Origin of the sequence: Microvirga arvi, assembly GCF_016892765.1 — a bacterium.
In the GTDB taxonomy this organism is placed as follows: domain Bacteria; phylum Pseudomonadota; class Alphaproteobacteria; order Rhizobiales; family Beijerinckiaceae; genus Microvirga; species Microvirga arvi.
In genome coordinates this window covers 1-13907 of sequence record NZ_JAFEMD010000089.1, presented here as the reverse complement: position 1 = coordinate 13907, position 13907 = coordinate 1, and the positions used below count along the sequence as shown (strand labels likewise).

The window sequence follows — 13907 nt, the reverse complement described above, 5'->3', positions numbered from 1 at the left end:
GCAGCCTGATCCTGCCGGACAGGCTCAACCCGATCACTCTCTGACGCTGAATGTCAGATCAAATGCCGACTACTACACATGACGCTATTCAAGAGATTTCAGCCGCATTGACATCCTTCATCGACCGGCAACACGGCCTATATCTCCCCTGGAACTTAGCTCTGCTCGCCGAGGTGTATATTCTCGCAGGAGACTCTGCAGGCGCCCTTACGGCCGTCGAGGACGGACTCCTTGTCGTCTCAAGGCATGATCAACGCCTTTACCTTTCGGAGCTGCTGCGCCTGAAGGGTGAGCTTGCTATGCTCCACTCAGACTACGAGGAGGCCAATAGCTGTTTTCGTGAGGCGCTTGAGGTCGCCCGCTCGCAAGACGCAAAGCTGCTTGAGTTGCGCGCTGCTTTGAGCCTTGCCCGATACGACGAAAAGCAGGGCCAGCTTATTGAGGCTTTCCGCGTCTTAAAGCCGATCTACGATTGGTTCACTGAAGGCCTGGAGACACCTGACCTGCAGGAAGCAAGAGCAATGCTTGAGGTGTTGCCGCATTGTTGAGGGAAGGGGCTGCAGCCGGGTAGCGGACAATGCCGAGCCTCACAACGCCTTCCCTTCGAGGCTCTATAAGCCATGCCCAGACGGACCCCATGATTCGTATTCTGCAGAATTCCATCGTCGAACGCTGCCCAAGAGCTATGGGGTGAATTCTAAATGTCAGCTCCTGGCACATCCGAGACCTAAGGCCCTGGTCAGGTTAGAGGCTTGAAGCGGACATCCGGAGGGCAGGAGAGCTCGCTTGCTTTCTTCTGCATCAAGATCCTGCAATGTCGTCGACCCACCCACCAAAAGGGTCAGCAACTTCCAAGCTGCTGGCAAGATTGTAATTTTCGTCGACGAGTTCCTTGTCCTAGTGCTGCGGCAAGCCGCTTGCCAGGTGCGGCTCGGATCCTGCTCAACACCGTTCTGTGGAAGGCACAGGACCGTCGAGCCGAGACCTGAGCTGCCACCGGTAACACCTGATCATCGGATCTGAGGCGGACTGGAGCGCTCGGAAAACTTCTTCAGGGCAGAATTGATGAACGACGGCTCTAGCCGGTCCCCATCTCTGAGACCTCAAAGGTCCGATTGCCCCTGTGTGACTGAGACTGGTCAAGAGGCGAAGCTCGTCGCCCTCTTGACCATCTGAGATCGACCAGCAAGGGTTTAATCTCCCAGCAGAGAAGTAGTGCTCATCATCCCGGGAGAGTTCATGCGAGTGCTTGCGGCCGCAATCGCCTTTGTCACGACATCCACTACTGTCCTTTCCCAAGCCGCTGGGCCGGCTTCGCCAGGAGGTCCTGATCGGCAGCAAACGTTCAGGGACATCGGCCGCATTCTGCAAGGTACACAGAGCGCAATAGCCCCGACACAGCCTGGGACATCGCCAGTGAATGCAACGGCGGCTGCACCCGCTGTCGTAGCTCCTGACCAACAGGCTCCGGCGATCACGACCGGTGCAGAACTCACAGCCTCAACACCGATCACAGCCCTGACGGGGCCAAGCCCGACAGCCGGGATTGGGGCGACCATTGCCCCTGGAACTTCTGTTCGGGTGGAGGGTGTCGAGAGGGGATTTGTTCAAGTGACCCCCTTACAAGGGGCAAGCAGCGGAAGGACGCTTTACGTGCCTGAAGGAGCTGTAAAGACCGGATTTCTATCTGACTATGCTGGCGCCCGTGTCGCTGAACTGATGGATCAGGTGAGCCGGCTCGCGACTACTCTCGAGAACAATCCGTATGTTCGTCTGAAAGGGTTCAAGATCAACGTCGCAGTAACCCCCAGTCTCGATATCGAGTTTGAGATGAAGGGCGGGGAGGCGAGTCCTCAAGCTGCCGCGCCTCGCTGATCCGGCACAGCATTCGTTCCAAGCGACACCATCTCTTATGTGAAGGCTGGGATCTGTATCGAGCACCACCTCCCACTCCACCGGACTGGAGCAGGGCATCCGGCGCTTCTACAGCCTGATGATCGAGCGGGATCTGTTCGGGACCGTGCGCCTGGTGCGCAACTGGGGCCGGATTGGGACGAACGGGCAGGAACTGGTCGAGGTGTTCGCCAGCAAGATCGAGGCAGGGTCTGCGCTCGAGGCGCTGGCCGCCCTGAAGCGGCGGCGCGGGTACCGTGATCTGTGAGGCGCTAATCCTACCCAAATGGGTAGGGAGGTGATCTTGCTCAGTTGCGGATCTGCTGAAAGGGCATAGCCTTGACGACGTGGCAGAGCCCCCTTCCGTCACAGACGCCCTGGCCGGAGGTATGCGAACCTCCTCCGGCTGGGGCGTTTCTTTGTGTGAGGATCGGCTGAATTCCGGTTGCGCATCGTCAAACCTTTCTGCATCGAAACATTGACGAAAGCGCAGAGGTTTTGAGTTGGACCCACATCTTCTGATCAGAGCTCTTGAGAAGTTTCGGGATCTTGAGCCGACCATGTCACTGCCGTCAGTGCTGGCCTTCCTGTATGTCGCCAGGCGCGGCATCTGCGGTCAGAAGGAGATCGAGCAGGAGCTCCGCCTCTCCAACGCCGCTAGTCGCAATGTCAGCTTCTGGACTGAGTCCAAGGTATACGAGAAGGCCGGTAAGGGTTTCCTGTTTCGATACGAGGATCCGATGGATCGCTGGAACAAGCTTCTACGTCTGACGCCAGAGGGTGAGGCCTTCTACAAGGTTCTGACTGGGCGTACTCCCACGCGCGGATGAGGCAGCGCAATTTCGCATTAGGGCCGTTCTGAAACGCCGCTCAGCCGTGGGCGTGAACCGACGCAGCTCGCGCGGGTGGGGAACGTGGTGGGGACGGAGCCGGAACCGGCCCGGTTGCCCTCAGGAGGATGGCGGAGAGGCCGTCCGCCATACCGGTGCCGGCACAGCTCCTATATGGTGCAAGAGCCGTGCGGGTCGCATGCTGGGCGCACGCTCTCCCGGATGTCCGCCGTCAATCGGGCAAGGCTCTGAGGAGAAATCTCTTTCCGCCCATCCGAAGGCCACGACGTCAAAACATATCGAACGCGCACATAGTCGTTTTTAGCTGTGGCTTTGCGTATCTGGGCCTCGGTCTGAGGCGCTACCTTCAAGCCGGCTGAAGTGGCCGCATTGAGCATCCGGTCCAGATCGTGGTTGAGCGCCCGCAACTGATCAACGTCCCACTTCTGCAGGCGCAGGTATGCTTTCAGGTAAAGCTCACAAGCATGATAAAGGAGCAGCCTGGAGGGCCCCAAGGCCGACGATGGGCGGCCGCCACCTGCCATTAGCTTCAGGGCCGCCTCCTCAAAGTCCATCGCAAGCACGTATATTCCGAACGGCGTTAAGCCAGCACTTTCAGGGATCATGTCGGGGGTATCGGGATCTCTGACACTGAGATTAATAGGCGCAAGGCCAAGCGTTTTGTAAGCCCTCGCCAGCTATCATTTTGAAATCCTCATGTAACCTTGAGGGGTTCGCGTTCATGAAGGCAACAACAACCCGAACGGCTTGGCCATTCGTCACCTCGCGCGGCATACAGAAGCGTACTTTTGGTGGGAGCCTTTCACTAAAAAAGATCAAAGTCTTTACAATACCTCCACATTCACCCTGAAGTATGGCGTCGTTGACGTCCTTAATACGCTGATGACAATCCATGTACCCTGTGCAGGCACTTAACAGAAAATTTGCGCTCTTTCGGGCCGCGGATTGAGCAAATTCTGATTGAGCAAATGCTGACGGGCTCACCAGTATGGCGAGTGCCGCAACCATCGTTTCAAGTTTCATTGAAGCCCCCAGTTATCGGGGAATCTTAGCTGCACCTAGGGCCAAAAGGGAAGGCCGCGCCTCGCGCGAAACCGGCCGCGCGAATTTCGCATAATCGTTTTGTATGGAACCCATCTGATCAAGGTCTGTGTGAGGTTCTCAATCGGGTGTTAAAGTGGGCTGGGGAGCTGGCAACGGAGGGAAATCCCATGCCGACAGGCTCACGCACCGCACTCGCGATGGTTCTGATGATTTCCGCTGGTTCCGTTCAGGCCGGAACCGAGGACGAGGTCAAAGCGCAGTTCAGCAAGTTCGTCGCTGCCCAGAATGCCCATGACCTGAAGGCTGTGAGCGACACGCTGCTCGACGCCCCGCAATTCCTCTGGATCACGCGGGGAGCGCCGATCTGGGGCCGCGAGGCGGCGCTCAAGCGGTTCGAGGCGCTGTACCAGGGCACATGGTCTCTTGATCCCAAAACAGACGAACTCAAGGTGTTCGAGGTTCAGCCGGGGGTGGCCCAACTCTACGTTCCGATCACTTTCATGATCGCGCCCGCCGGCCAGACCGCCCAGCCCGCCCGCTTCCTCATGAACCAGATCTTGGTCAAAACCTCAGATGGCTGGAAGGTATCGAGTGTTCTGCCGATCCCGGTGCCAATGCAATGATCTGACTCGTCTAGCGGACGGGGCGCGTAATTCGTATAACGCTCTGTATGGAACTTCCGAGGGATCAACTCGGGTTTAAGTTGCTGTTGGCTGTCCTGGTGCTCTAACCCAGCTTAATGAGCAACAAGCCCAGCCCGGTCGAGCCTTGGGATCTAAAAGAGTTCGCGTTCTACGGCGCGCTGCTCGGCTTGTTCTTCGGCGTCGTAAACGCCTACGTCCATGCCTTCTGGAGCCAGCCTCACGACCATAATGAGATCAAGCATATTCTCTGGATGATGGTCGTCTACGTAGGGGCTGGCGCAGCCTTGTCCGCTACCCTTGCGGTGATCCGCAACCGGCTCATGCGGCGGTGCTCCAAGCGTGGAAAAGATGAGCAGGGGAACGGCAGTTCCTGATGGTGGAGGCATACCCGCCATAGCGCTCGCGGTCAGGGTCCTGTGATCCAAGACAGGCAGACGAGATAACTGGCCACCACGGCGAGAACCGCCACCCCGAAGATCAGGCCGGCAAGCATGGCGGCTCGTGTTATCCGGTCGTGCTGCACGAACCGGGCATCGATGACCTCCAGCCGTCGCTCCAGTTCGGTTTTCTCGCGATTTTTGCGTTTCATGATGCCCCCAATCTAAGGGGCATACCATCCTCGTGCCTGCGTAGGAACCGCGGCGCAATTTCGCATAAGGCGCAGTATGGAACTGCCGGCCTAACGATGTGTGCGCTAAAACACGCCCACTTCTAGATCGAGAGCAGAGTATTGACTTTGCTGGGTTTTGTCTTGCGCGACTTCTCGGCGCTCCAACCCAGCGTCCAAGCCGCCAAAGGTAGGGAGCGACACATGCTTTCCAAAACCACCCTGCTTTCGGTCGCTCTCATCATCAACCTGCCGCTGCCCCTCCAAGCTCATGACGTCTATTCGCATCTGGTGGACGAGACGGGTAAAAGTTGCTGTGACAACCGAGATTGCCGACCAGCCCATTACCGGATTAAGGGAGGCGGCGTGCAGATGTTCCTGTACGGCCATTGGCTCGTGATCCCGAACGACAAAATCCAGTATCGGTCGATCGAGGGCGACTCCGGCGAGACGGCGGGAGGCCATTGGTGCGGTCGGGGCCAACAGGGCAGCGACTACATCTTCTATGCCACGCGCTGCGCGATCCTGCCGCCTCAGGCTGCCAAGGCCGACCTCGAGTGGCTTGATGTTTCAGGCCAGTGATTTCGCATAACGTTCAGTATGGAATAGGCGTCGACACAGGAGTTCTGGCCTGAGCCAACAAAGCCTTTGGCTCAGGAGAGCAAGCTTATGGCCGGTAAAAGCAAGATGGGTGGGTGCTTCCCCTGCTAACACTCTCCCATCGGCGCGTAGGTGCAACACCGGTGCCGAGGCCCGCCCACCTTGCAGGCGCCCCCTCTGAGCCCCCACTCAGGAGACGAGTGCCAACAGGTGGGCGGGATGTTGGTTTCACTGTGAGTTCACGGCACCGATGCCGCGCTTCTACTTTGACCTAATCCTCGGATCCAATTCGAACCTTGATCCGGAGGCATATGAGCTCGAAAGCCTCCTGGCTGCCGAGATCGAGGCGCTACGCTCAGCGGGTGAGTTAGCCCGGGACCAACTGCTCAAACTGCAAAGCCCTCCCGAGGACGTTCGGGTCGAGGTGAGGGATGAACATCGGCAGCGGGTCCTCACCGTCACGGTATCTATCCGAGTCGAACGGACCGGGCTGATGCCTACGCTCGGCCTGTAAAGGTCAATCGTGTCCGGTGATCGCCTTGAACAAGCTGCCGAGTATCGCCGGCAGGCGCAGGAGATCCGAACCATCGTCCAGACCATCTGGGTCGCCGAGGCACGTGAACAACTCCTTGAGACTGCCGAGCATCTTGAGGCGCTCGCGAAGGCAGAAGAGTGCAAGGCTCACCCCGACAGCGCAAAGCCGAAGCCTCAATCAGAGACGTAATTCCGACAAGCCCCTTTTTGACAAGCGGCGATACGCAGTTCGCTTGACCGAATGAGACGGAGCCTCCCCTGAAGTTGATTTGCAGTCCTTCTGGGGAACGGGTTAGATCTCCGATCACCCCATGGGGCTGATTGACCCTGTGGGACAGCTACCCCGAGGGTCTGATGCACCAAAGGAACGACCTACGATCCAAATGGGTGCGCAAGCAGGCGGCCAAGCACACCACCCCGGAAAGCATTCGGCAGCGGATTGCCGATGAGAACAAGAAGATCCGTCTCCTGTCAGACTCAGGTGTCACGAGTGACTCGATGGCTGAGGCTCTGGAGAACCATCACGAGTTAATCCGCGTTCTGACGAAACGCCTCGCCGATTTCGCATAAGCCGTTGTATGGAACCGACCATGGCGCTTTCACGCCACGGTTTCGGACCTCAGGACAGCTACCCCATTGCTATTCGACAATCCTATCAGCAAGGGTGAGAAGCATCGGCGGGATCGTTAGGCCAAGGCTGCGAGCTGTGCGCTGATTGAGGGACAACTCAAAGCGAACAGGCTGCTCAATCGGGAGATCTCCTGGCTTTGTCCCTTTGAGAATCCTGTCGACGTAAACGGCGAGGCGGCGGGACATGCGGGAGTAATCGGCTGAGTATGCCATGAGACCGCCGACCTCCGTATACCAGCCACCCCAAGCCATCATGGGCAGGCGCTCAGCAAGCGCCAGATCGGCAATGTGTTTCGCCTCATGGGCGAGCATAAGGTCGGGTAGCACAAACACGGCCTGCGCCCCGTGTGCTTTCATCTGGTGGAAGGCCTCGTCCAGATCACTCGGTTCACGCACCTGGAAGATGATAACAGCAACACCTAAAGATGTAGCGGCGCGCTTCGTCTCCTCTTCGAAGGGCAGGTAAGACACCTTCGGGTTCGCGAGGACGCCGATGGTCGACAACCCTGGGACCATCTCCTTGAGCAGTTCCAGTCGTTTGGTTGTCAGTTCGGTCGCATAGTAGGAGATACCGGTCAGGTTGTGGACGGGTCGGGCAAGACTCTGCGCAAGCCCCGCCGCGACTGGATTACCACTGATGATGGTGACAATCGGGATCGTCTTGGTGGCCTTCATGGCCGCGTGACCTCCTGGCTGTGAGTTCGATACGATCACATCAACCGGGATGCGGGCCAGTTCGACTGCGGCTGGGAAGAGGCCTTCATCTCGCCCACCAGCGGGGCGGCACTCAATGATGATGTTCTCACCCGGGATGCGGCCCAGATCCCTCAGACCGTCGATCAGGCCGGGCATCTCGCAGGCGTCCCATGTGAGCAGGCCAATTCTGGGTAGGTTTGCCGCCGATTGGGCTCCAGCCGCCGTGGGAGAGCCGAGCGCGATGAGGCAGGCGAGAACCGTCATGCTTGGAGTGCGCTGCCTTCGACGCTTTCGGCAGCGGCACCAGAGAACCAGGCTGAGACGCATTAGCACCCTCCCGCGTTCTGGAGCTCAACGAACGTTGAGCCTGAGGCCCCAGTATACAGATAACGGCATGTCGGTGCAGGAGACCGCGGGAGAAGGGTCCAGTTTCGAAGAACGCTCTATATGGAATGGGGCAGCCTGAGAGGCTAATTTTCCTGAAAAGCTGAGCCCACCAAAAGAAAAGCGCCCTCGGAAGAGAGGGCGCTCTAAGGTTCGACCCGTAGGGGCAAAAGAAAAGGTCGGTAATTCGAACTATTTTTCTGGTGTGTGTCCAAAATATGACAACGCATGGCTTCAATGTGGCATGCCCATAACGATGATGTGCCATTCCGTCCCTTGGGATTATCTTCAAATCATATAATATGTTCTTGATCATCCTTCGGAGGTATTTTAAGCGGGATTCTCCCGTAGGGGCAATTACGGGCCAAAGGGTCGCGAACACGGTCATAAGACTGGGCGCGGCCCTTTTTCATGGGCGCTCGAGCTCGGTCCCATGCACGCGCGAAAGTGGTCGCTCAATTTCGCATAAAGGGATGTATGGAAGGTGATGTCACGGTAACTTTTGGTCAGAGGCTTTTGGCTTAATGATCTTCACGGGATGCCGGTAACGGAGAGGCCTGCATGGCGGAAGAAGCGGACGATCATCTCGGGGTGACGTTTGAGGCGGCCGAACTCGCGGCGGGCGAGCCGATGCAGGGCGTCGACTGAGCCGGGCAGCGCGTTGGCCATGGCGCGCTTGACCAGGGCATTGCACTGCTCTTCCGGATTCAACTCCGGGGCGTACGCCGGCAGGTAGGCCACCGCATAGTCCTGCGCATGCGAAGCGATGAAGTCCGGTGTCACCCGTGAGCGGTGGGCGTTCAGCCGGTCCCAGACCACCAGCAGCGGCGTGCCGATCTGGCGGCGAATAGAGCGCAGGGCCTGGATGACACAGCGGCTCGAGATCGACGTGCGGAAATGATGGGCGTGGAGCCGCCCGTCTGGCGTGATCGCCACGATGCTCGACACCTCCCGCCGTTTGCTCACCCGCTGGAGGACCGGGGTGATCCCGCGCCGGGCCCAGGTCGTGCCCGGCCGGATCCGGAAGCTGTGGCCGGTCTCGTCCCAGAGAACCAGGGTCCGGTGCTCCCGGCGCGCCTTTTTTTCAGCGCCACCCAGTCGCGCTTGGGCCAGACCGCGATCACCAGTTCATCGCGCTCTCGTGCTCGGGTGGCGGGACGTTGCACGCTGAAGCCATGCGCCTTGAGCGGTCGCTCCAGGTAGCGGGGATGATAGTGCACCCCGAACTCGCGCTCGATGAGAGCGGCAATGCGCTCAAGCGTCCACCGTTCGGTGGCAAAGCCTGCCGCCACCGCACCCCGATCCAGCAGCCGGCCCAGCCGCGTCCAGGCTTTCTCATCAAGGCGGGGAGACGGCCCTGGGATGGGGCGCGCTTCCAGGCCGCGCGGGCCCTCCTGGGCGAGGGTGGCGGCCCAGCGGCAGACGCTGGCGCGACCGACCCCCACATGCCGGGCAATCTCGGCCTGAGAGAGCTGTCCCTGGCGCAGCAGCGTCGCGGCCACCAGGCGACGCTCCTCCATCTGCTCCGGCGTCAGATGCGCCGGACGCCACACGTTGCCTTCCATCGCGCACCTCCTCACGATGACGGACACTGCCCTATGTTACACCCGGCGCGTGAAGATCAATAAGGCCAGAAGGTTGTCAGGTAAGCGAGTAAACTCAGGACGGGAGCCAGAAGGATAAGGGCTAGGAGCAGAAGAAGCATGAGGTTGAACAGTCTCATGGCGAAGCCCCTTCACAGCGCAGCCTCAAGCCTAGAGCAAACCTTGTCGGTAACGCGGCACAACCTTGGCTAAACAAAAGAGGCCCCGTAAGTGGGACCTCAGTTTCCAAGGGAATGACCGATGCTCTCAGTCGAGATTAGTTTCGATGTGTCGCTCAAGTCAGTCAATTCACGTATCCTTACTGATCATTAATGGATTGCCAAAGGACACACTCCTTGTACACATAGGGGCATTCGCGGCCTCAAAAAACCTTGTGTTCTCAAGACTTGAGGTGCCCCCGGCCGGCTCTGTTGCATTAACCTGTCAAGCCACAGGATCTGGTAGGTGGCCACACCAACAAACACGCTATGGCTTGTGCTTCGCGAAGTTAATGCAACAGAGCCCTGCGGACGCCGGGATCCATGCCTGGACGGGTGGCGCCATGGGCATCATGACCCTGGCGGTGATGTCGCGGGCGAGCCTCGGCCATACGGGCAGGGCGCTTGTCGCAACAGCCTCGATGCAGGGACTCTACCTGTTGCTCGTCGCGGCCGCGCTCGCGCGGGTCTGCGCCGCGATCCATCCGGCCTGGAGCGACGCGCTGCTGCACGTGGCGGGCGGTGCGTGGGCAGGAGCGTTCCTCGGCTTCGCCCTGGCCTACTGGAAGGTGTTCACTGGCCCGCGCGCAGCGGCCTGAGCCAGCAAAACCGTTGTTTGCTTGCGCTGGAGCAACGTCCGGACCTGCCGCCTCGGGCATCCTCGCCTGGCAGCATGGGAGGAGACCATGGGTTTGGCAGCGATGATCAGGCAATGGCGATTGAACCGGGTCCGGACGCACGAATTCGATGCCCTCGGACCGGACCAAAGGGAGGCACTGGCCCGCGACATCGGGGTTCCGGAGGACGTGGTGGTCCGCCTCGTGGCGCGGGGCGCGCAGGGAGGCGCGGAGCTGCCGCGGCTGATGCGGACCCTCTCCCTCGACCCCGAAAGGATCCGGCATGAGCAGCCCGCGCTGATGCGCGACATGAGCGTGACCTGCTCGGAATGTGCGGTCGCCGCCCGTTGCCGACGGGATCTCGAGGGCAGACAGGCGTCCCTGACCTACCGCGGGTACTGCCCCAACGCGGAGACGCTGCGGGAGCTGCGCGGCGAACGGCCTGTCGATCTCAGCTTCTCCTGAGATTGGGTCGACCGTAGCGAGCGGGCGAGACCCGGCAGGGATGGGGCCGTCTGGCGATGGGTCCCGATGACATCGGTGTGGGGCACTGGATCCACGGCGGGAAGGCTCACCGAGGTTGCCCGTTCCCGAGTGCATTCTGAACCGCCTGCTCGATCTCATCGATCCAGGCTGGATCGGGGAACGGGATCAATCGGGCAAGATCGCCTTCCGTGGCGGCGGATCGGACCTGTGATGCCGCGGAACGAGCCTGCTGGCGATCGCCAAGGCGCGTGCAGCACAGGACAATCATCTTGAGGGCGGGTATCCAGTGCGGGCGCACCGAAAGGGCCCGGCGTGCTGTGTCCAGCCCAGCCTCGGGATTCCCGGAGAAGGTGTAGGCTGCGGACAACAGAAACAGCCACGTGAAGTTCTGCGGATCGTAGGGGGAAAGCCGCAGCCCATGCTCCAGCGACGCGATCGCCTCCCGCAGGCGACCGGTACTCAGATAGGCAGGCCCAAGCACCAGGTGCCCCAGGGCGAAGCTGGGACTGAGGCTAGTGGCGCGCTGAGCGGCTCGAATGGCGGTTTCGTACTCGCCGCCGAAGACATGGGTCACGGCCACGGCATAGTGCGAGTAGGGGTTCTTCCCATCGAGCTCGACGGCCCTCAGGCCGGCTTCCATCCCGCTCCGCAGACCAGCCTCTGGATCGCTTCCCCAGCCATAAGCGGCAAGACCGGCCTCAACCCGCGCCAGCCAGATGTACCCATCGGCAGAGTTGGGCTCGGCTGCGATCGCCTTCAGGAACAGCTCGCGGGCGCGGTGGTGCGAGACGGGCCGGATCTTGTGGAACTCCCACATGCCCTGCCGGACGAGATCCCAGGCGGTCAGGCTCTGCGACCGGTCCGCGCCGCGTTGGCCCTCGTTCCTGAGGAGTTCGGGCTCGATGGCTCCCGCGACCTCGTCGGCGATCCGGTCCTGGAGCGCGAGGATGTCGGTGACATCCCGGTCGTAGCGTTCGGCCCAGATGGAGCTGCCGGTCTCCGCCTCGGTGAGCTGGGCCGAGACGCGGACATGGGAGCCGCTCCGGCGCACGCTGCCGCTGAGGATGTAACGGACGCCCAACTGGCGGGCGACCTGCTCGGTCTTGACGGCCTTGCCCTTGAAGGCGAAGGAGGAACTGCGGGACGTGACGAACAGCCAGCGGGTTTTCGTCAGGGCCGTGATGATGTCGTCCGTGATCCCGTCGGCGAAGTACTCCTGGCCGGGGGCACCGCTCAGGTTGGCGAACGGCAGGACGGCGATGGAGGGCTTGTCGGTCTGGTCCTGGCCCGGTCGGGCTGCCTTCGGCTCGCGGGGCGAGATGTCCCCCGCTTTCAAGGCATAGACGTGGATGGGCCGGGCGATGTTCTTGAGGCGCTGCTCGCCCCGGTCCTCGAACGGCAGGGACAGCTTGCCCTCGAGCTCATCGAACACCTTGCCGGAGATGCAGATGCCGCCGGGATCGGCCACACCCTCCAAGCGGACGGCGACGTTCACGCTGTCCCCGAGGATGTCGCCGCCCTCATCCAGCACGATATCGCCTAGGTTGACGCCGATGCGGAGCTGGATCACCCGGTCCGCGGTTTGGTCCCCGTCCAGATCGGTGACCGCGGTCTGGGCCTCGACCGCACATAGCACCGCCTCGACGGGGCTGGCGAACTCGAGGAGCGCCCCGTCGCCCATTGTCTTCACCAGCCGCCCCTGATGCCGCGCCGCGGCGGGTTCGATGATCTCCGAGAGGATCGCGCGGATGGCCGCGAGCGTTCCTGGCTCGTCCTGCTCCATGAGACGGGAGGAGCCGACGACGTCGACGGCCACGACAACCGCGAGCCGCCGCAGTGACCTGGGCCTTGGATCGGCCATGGGCGTGTTCTCATGCCACCCGAGCAGCTTGCGCCGACGGTCTGCCCATGTCCACCGCCCGGTTCACCGGGGCCGGACGATGGCGACCCTACCCGACGCTTGTCGGGGCGGGATACGGGAGCAGCGAGGGTCCGGCCAGCAGCAGCAGAAGGACGGCGAGTGGGATGCAGGCCACGTAGCCCAGGTAGTGGAATCCGAGAGCTCCGATCACGCCGCCGATGAAGAACGATCCCAGCAGCCCGGCCAGCAGGCGGAGCTTGGCCCGATCCGCCATGACGACGGGAGCCGCGCCATCGGAGCGGTCCCGGTTCCAGTAGACGAGCTTCCCAAGCTCGATGCCTAGGTCGGTGACCATGCCCGTCACGTGGGTCGTCCGAATGCGGGCACCGGAGATCTTGGTCACGGTGGCGTTCTGGAGACCCATGATGAAGCACAGCAGCGGTGCCCCGACGAGGACGAGCCCGGGGCCATCGCGAACCAGTGTACCCAACAGGCCGAAGCCCAGCAGCAGCACAGCCTCGAGGAGCAGCGGCAGGGCATACCGACTGCCGCGGCCCGACCGCCTGCCCCAATTGATCAGCATGGCCGAGCAGGCGGCGCCCGCCATGAAGGCCAGGAGGGCGCCGAGACCGACCAGCACCAGGCCGACCGCCCCCAGCGCGAGATGATCGGCCATGGCGGAAAAGATCCCGGACATGTGCGACGTGTACTGCCCGATGGCCAGGAATCCGCCCGCATTGGTGGCGCCCGCCACGAAGGTGAGAACCAGGCCGAGCTGCGTGTCGGCGGCTCCGGTCCGCTCGGCGGAGACGATCCGACGGGTGAGACCGACGTAATGGACGGCCACGCCGCTTCGCCGCCCAGACGTTCGGTGCGCGGTCATGCCCTTTCGATCCTCATCGCGATCCTCCGGCCATCATACTTTCTTACAAGTCTTTGAGACCGGCTCGCTTGATCTGCCTCAATTCGACGAATTGTCGGCCCAGTATGATGGCGCGCAAGTCCCGAAGCCAAGAAGCAACACAGGGACAAAGGAGAGGGGCGACTGGGAAAGGCAAGCGCATGAATAGTGCAGCTCCTGTTGCGACGCTACCCGTCTACGACGTGCCGTCCGAGTGGACGCATCGGGCCTATCTGGATGAGGCGGGCTACCGGGCGAAGTACGAGGCTTCGATCAAGGATCCGGAGGCCTTCTGGGCCGAGGAAGCCAGGCGTATCCATTGGTTCAAGCAGCCGACCCGGATCAAGAACACCAATTT

The 13907-nt window shown here is 61.1% G+C and carries 20 protein-coding genes and 1 pseudogene; 13 read left to right on the top strand and 8 right to left on the bottom strand.

Going from position 1 to position 13907, the window contains the following annotated elements; all coding sequences use genetic code 11:
* The first annotated feature begins 50 nt into the window (after window positions 1–50).
* The 4 genes from ILT44_RS27980 (at window position 51) to ILT44_RS27965 (ending at window position 2723) form a co-directional block, all read left to right on the top strand.
* On the top strand, window positions 51–548 hold the full coding sequence (locus ILT44_RS27980) for a hypothetical protein (protein ID WP_204242892.1): 498 nt from the start codon (window positions 51–53) through the stop codon (window positions 546–548).
* A 1105-nt stretch (window positions 549–1653) separates the two neighbouring features.
* The gene (locus ILT44_RS27975) at window positions 1654–1875 is read left to right on the top strand and encodes a hypothetical protein (RefSeq protein WP_204242891.1); all 222 of its coding nucleotides are present in this window, start codon (window positions 1654–1656) and stop codon (window positions 1873–1875) included.
* A 118-nt stretch (window positions 1876–1993) separates the two neighbouring features.
* Window positions 1994–2161: a WGR domain-containing protein gene (locus ILT44_RS27970; protein ID WP_204242890.1), complete on the top strand. Its 168-nt coding sequence runs from the start codon at window positions 1994–1996 to the stop codon at window positions 2159–2161.
* Window positions 2162–2453: 292 nt separating this feature from the next.
* On the top strand, window positions 2454–2723 hold the full coding sequence (locus tag ILT44_RS27965; protein WP_204242889.1) for a MarR family transcriptional regulator: 270 nt from the start codon (window positions 2454–2456) through the stop codon (window positions 2721–2723).
* 170 nt (window positions 2724–2893) lie between these two features.
* Here the strand turns inward: ILT44_RS27965 and ILT44_RS27960 are convergent, their stop codons facing one another.
* Window positions 2894–3349 (bottom strand): hypothetical protein, encoded by a 456-nt coding sequence (locus tag ILT44_RS27960; RefSeq protein ID WP_204242888.1) that lies wholly within the window; start codon window positions 3347–3349, stop codon window positions 2894–2896.
* 31 nt (window positions 3350–3380) lie between these two features.
* Window positions 3381–3767, bottom strand: a complete 387-nt coding sequence (locus ILT44_RS27955; RefSeq protein WP_204242887.1) for a Rap1a/Tai family immunity protein — start codon at window positions 3765–3767, stop codon at window positions 3381–3383.
* A 188-nt stretch (window positions 3768–3955) separates the two neighbouring features.
* Between ILT44_RS27955 and ILT44_RS27950 the strand changes: the two genes are divergently transcribed.
* Both ILT44_RS27950 and ILT44_RS27945 read left to right on the top strand, forming a co-directional pair.
* Window positions 3956–4411, top strand: a complete 456-nt coding sequence (locus tag ILT44_RS27950) for a nuclear transport factor 2 family protein (RefSeq protein ID WP_204242886.1) — start codon at window positions 3956–3958, stop codon at window positions 4409–4411.
* Window positions 4412–4527: 116 nt separating this feature from the next.
* The gene (locus ILT44_RS27945; RefSeq protein ID WP_204242885.1) at window positions 4528–4806 is read left to right on the top strand and encodes a hypothetical protein; all 279 of its coding nucleotides are present in this window, start codon (window positions 4528–4530) and stop codon (window positions 4804–4806) included.
* Between the two features lie 32 nt (window positions 4807–4838).
* Here the strand turns inward: ILT44_RS27945 and ILT44_RS27940 are convergent, their stop codons facing one another.
* Window positions 4839–5021 (bottom strand): hypothetical protein, encoded by a 183-nt coding sequence (locus tag ILT44_RS27940; RefSeq protein ID WP_204242884.1) that lies wholly within the window; start codon window positions 5019–5021, stop codon window positions 4839–4841.
* A 222-nt stretch (window positions 5022–5243) separates the two neighbouring features.
* Between ILT44_RS27940 and ILT44_RS27935 the strand changes: the two genes are divergently transcribed.
* The 4 genes from ILT44_RS27935 (at window position 5244) to ILT44_RS27925 (ending at window position 6743) form a co-directional block, all read left to right on the top strand.
* Window positions 5244–5621 carry a hypothetical protein gene (locus tag ILT44_RS27935; RefSeq protein ID WP_204242883.1) on the top strand — a complete coding sequence of 126 codons (378 nt, stop codon included), beginning with the start codon at window positions 5244–5246 and terminating at the stop codon, window positions 5619–5621.
* 268 nt (window positions 5622–5889) lie between these two features.
* The gene (locus ILT44_RS32035) at window positions 5890–6153 is read left to right on the top strand and encodes a DUF6894 family protein (RefSeq protein WP_372441267.1); all 264 of its coding nucleotides are present in this window, start codon (window positions 5890–5892) and stop codon (window positions 6151–6153) included.
* Window positions 6154–6162: 9 nt separating this feature from the next.
* A complete protein-coding gene (locus ILT44_RS27930) occupies window positions 6163–6363 on the top strand; it encodes a hypothetical protein (RefSeq protein ID WP_204242882.1) in 201 nt (66 codons plus the stop codon).
* 164 nt (window positions 6364–6527) lie between these two features.
* Window positions 6528–6743 (top strand): hypothetical protein, encoded by a 216-nt coding sequence (locus ILT44_RS27925; protein ID WP_204242881.1) that lies wholly within the window; start codon window positions 6528–6530, stop codon window positions 6741–6743.
* Window positions 6744–6812: 69 nt separating this feature from the next.
* Here the strand turns inward: ILT44_RS27925 and ILT44_RS27920 are convergent, their stop codons facing one another.
* From ILT44_RS27920 to ILT44_RS27910, 3 genes are all read right to left on the bottom strand, one after another.
* Window positions 6813–7826: an ABC transporter substrate-binding protein gene (locus ILT44_RS27920; protein ID WP_204242880.1), complete on the bottom strand. Its 1014-nt coding sequence runs from the start codon at window positions 7824–7826 to the stop codon at window positions 6813–6815.
* Window positions 7827–8414: 588 nt separating this feature from the next.
* Complete coding sequence (locus ILT44_RS27915) at window positions 8415–8903, bottom strand: transposase (protein WP_307826715.1); 489 nt, start codon at window positions 8901–8903, stop codon at window positions 8415–8417.
* On the bottom strand, window positions 8846–9448 hold the full coding sequence (locus tag ILT44_RS27910) for a winged helix-turn-helix domain-containing protein (RefSeq protein ID WP_204242878.1): 603 nt from the start codon (window positions 9446–9448) through the stop codon (window positions 8846–8848). Before ILT44_RS27910 ends, ILT44_RS27915 begins: the two co-directional genes overlap by 58 nt.
* A gap of 529 nt (window positions 9449–9977) precedes the next feature.
* Between ILT44_RS27910 and ILT44_RS32030 the strand changes: the two genes are divergently transcribed.
* Window positions 9978–10283: an NnrS family protein gene (locus tag ILT44_RS32030; protein WP_204242877.1), complete on the top strand. Its 306-nt coding sequence runs from the start codon at window positions 9978–9980 to the stop codon at window positions 10281–10283.
* A gap of 87 nt (window positions 10284–10370) precedes the next feature.
* Window positions 10371–10766, top strand: coding sequence for a hypothetical protein (locus ILT44_RS27900; protein WP_204242876.1), 396 nt, complete (start codon window positions 10371–10373; stop codon window positions 10764–10766).
* A gap of 106 nt (window positions 10767–10872) precedes the next feature.
* On the opposite strand, the gene ILT44_RS27895 is transcribed toward ILT44_RS27900, so the two are convergent.
* Both ILT44_RS27895 and ILT44_RS27890 read right to left on the bottom strand, forming a co-directional pair.
* The gene (locus tag ILT44_RS27895) at window positions 10873–12648 is read right to left on the bottom strand and encodes an adenylate/guanylate cyclase domain-containing protein (protein WP_204242875.1); all 1776 of its coding nucleotides are present in this window, start codon (window positions 12646–12648) and stop codon (window positions 10873–10875) included.
* A 133-nt stretch (window positions 12649–12781) separates the two neighbouring features.
* Window positions 12782–13495 (bottom strand): annotated as a pseudogene (locus ILT44_RS27890) (YoaK family protein); the annotation flags it as partial.
* Between the two features lie 215 nt (window positions 13496–13710).
* Between ILT44_RS27890 and ILT44_RS27885 the strand changes: the two are divergent.
* On the top strand, window positions 13711–13907 hold a 197-nt coding region (locus ILT44_RS27885), incomplete at its 3' end, for an acetyl-coenzyme A synthetase N-terminal domain-containing protein (protein WP_204242873.1).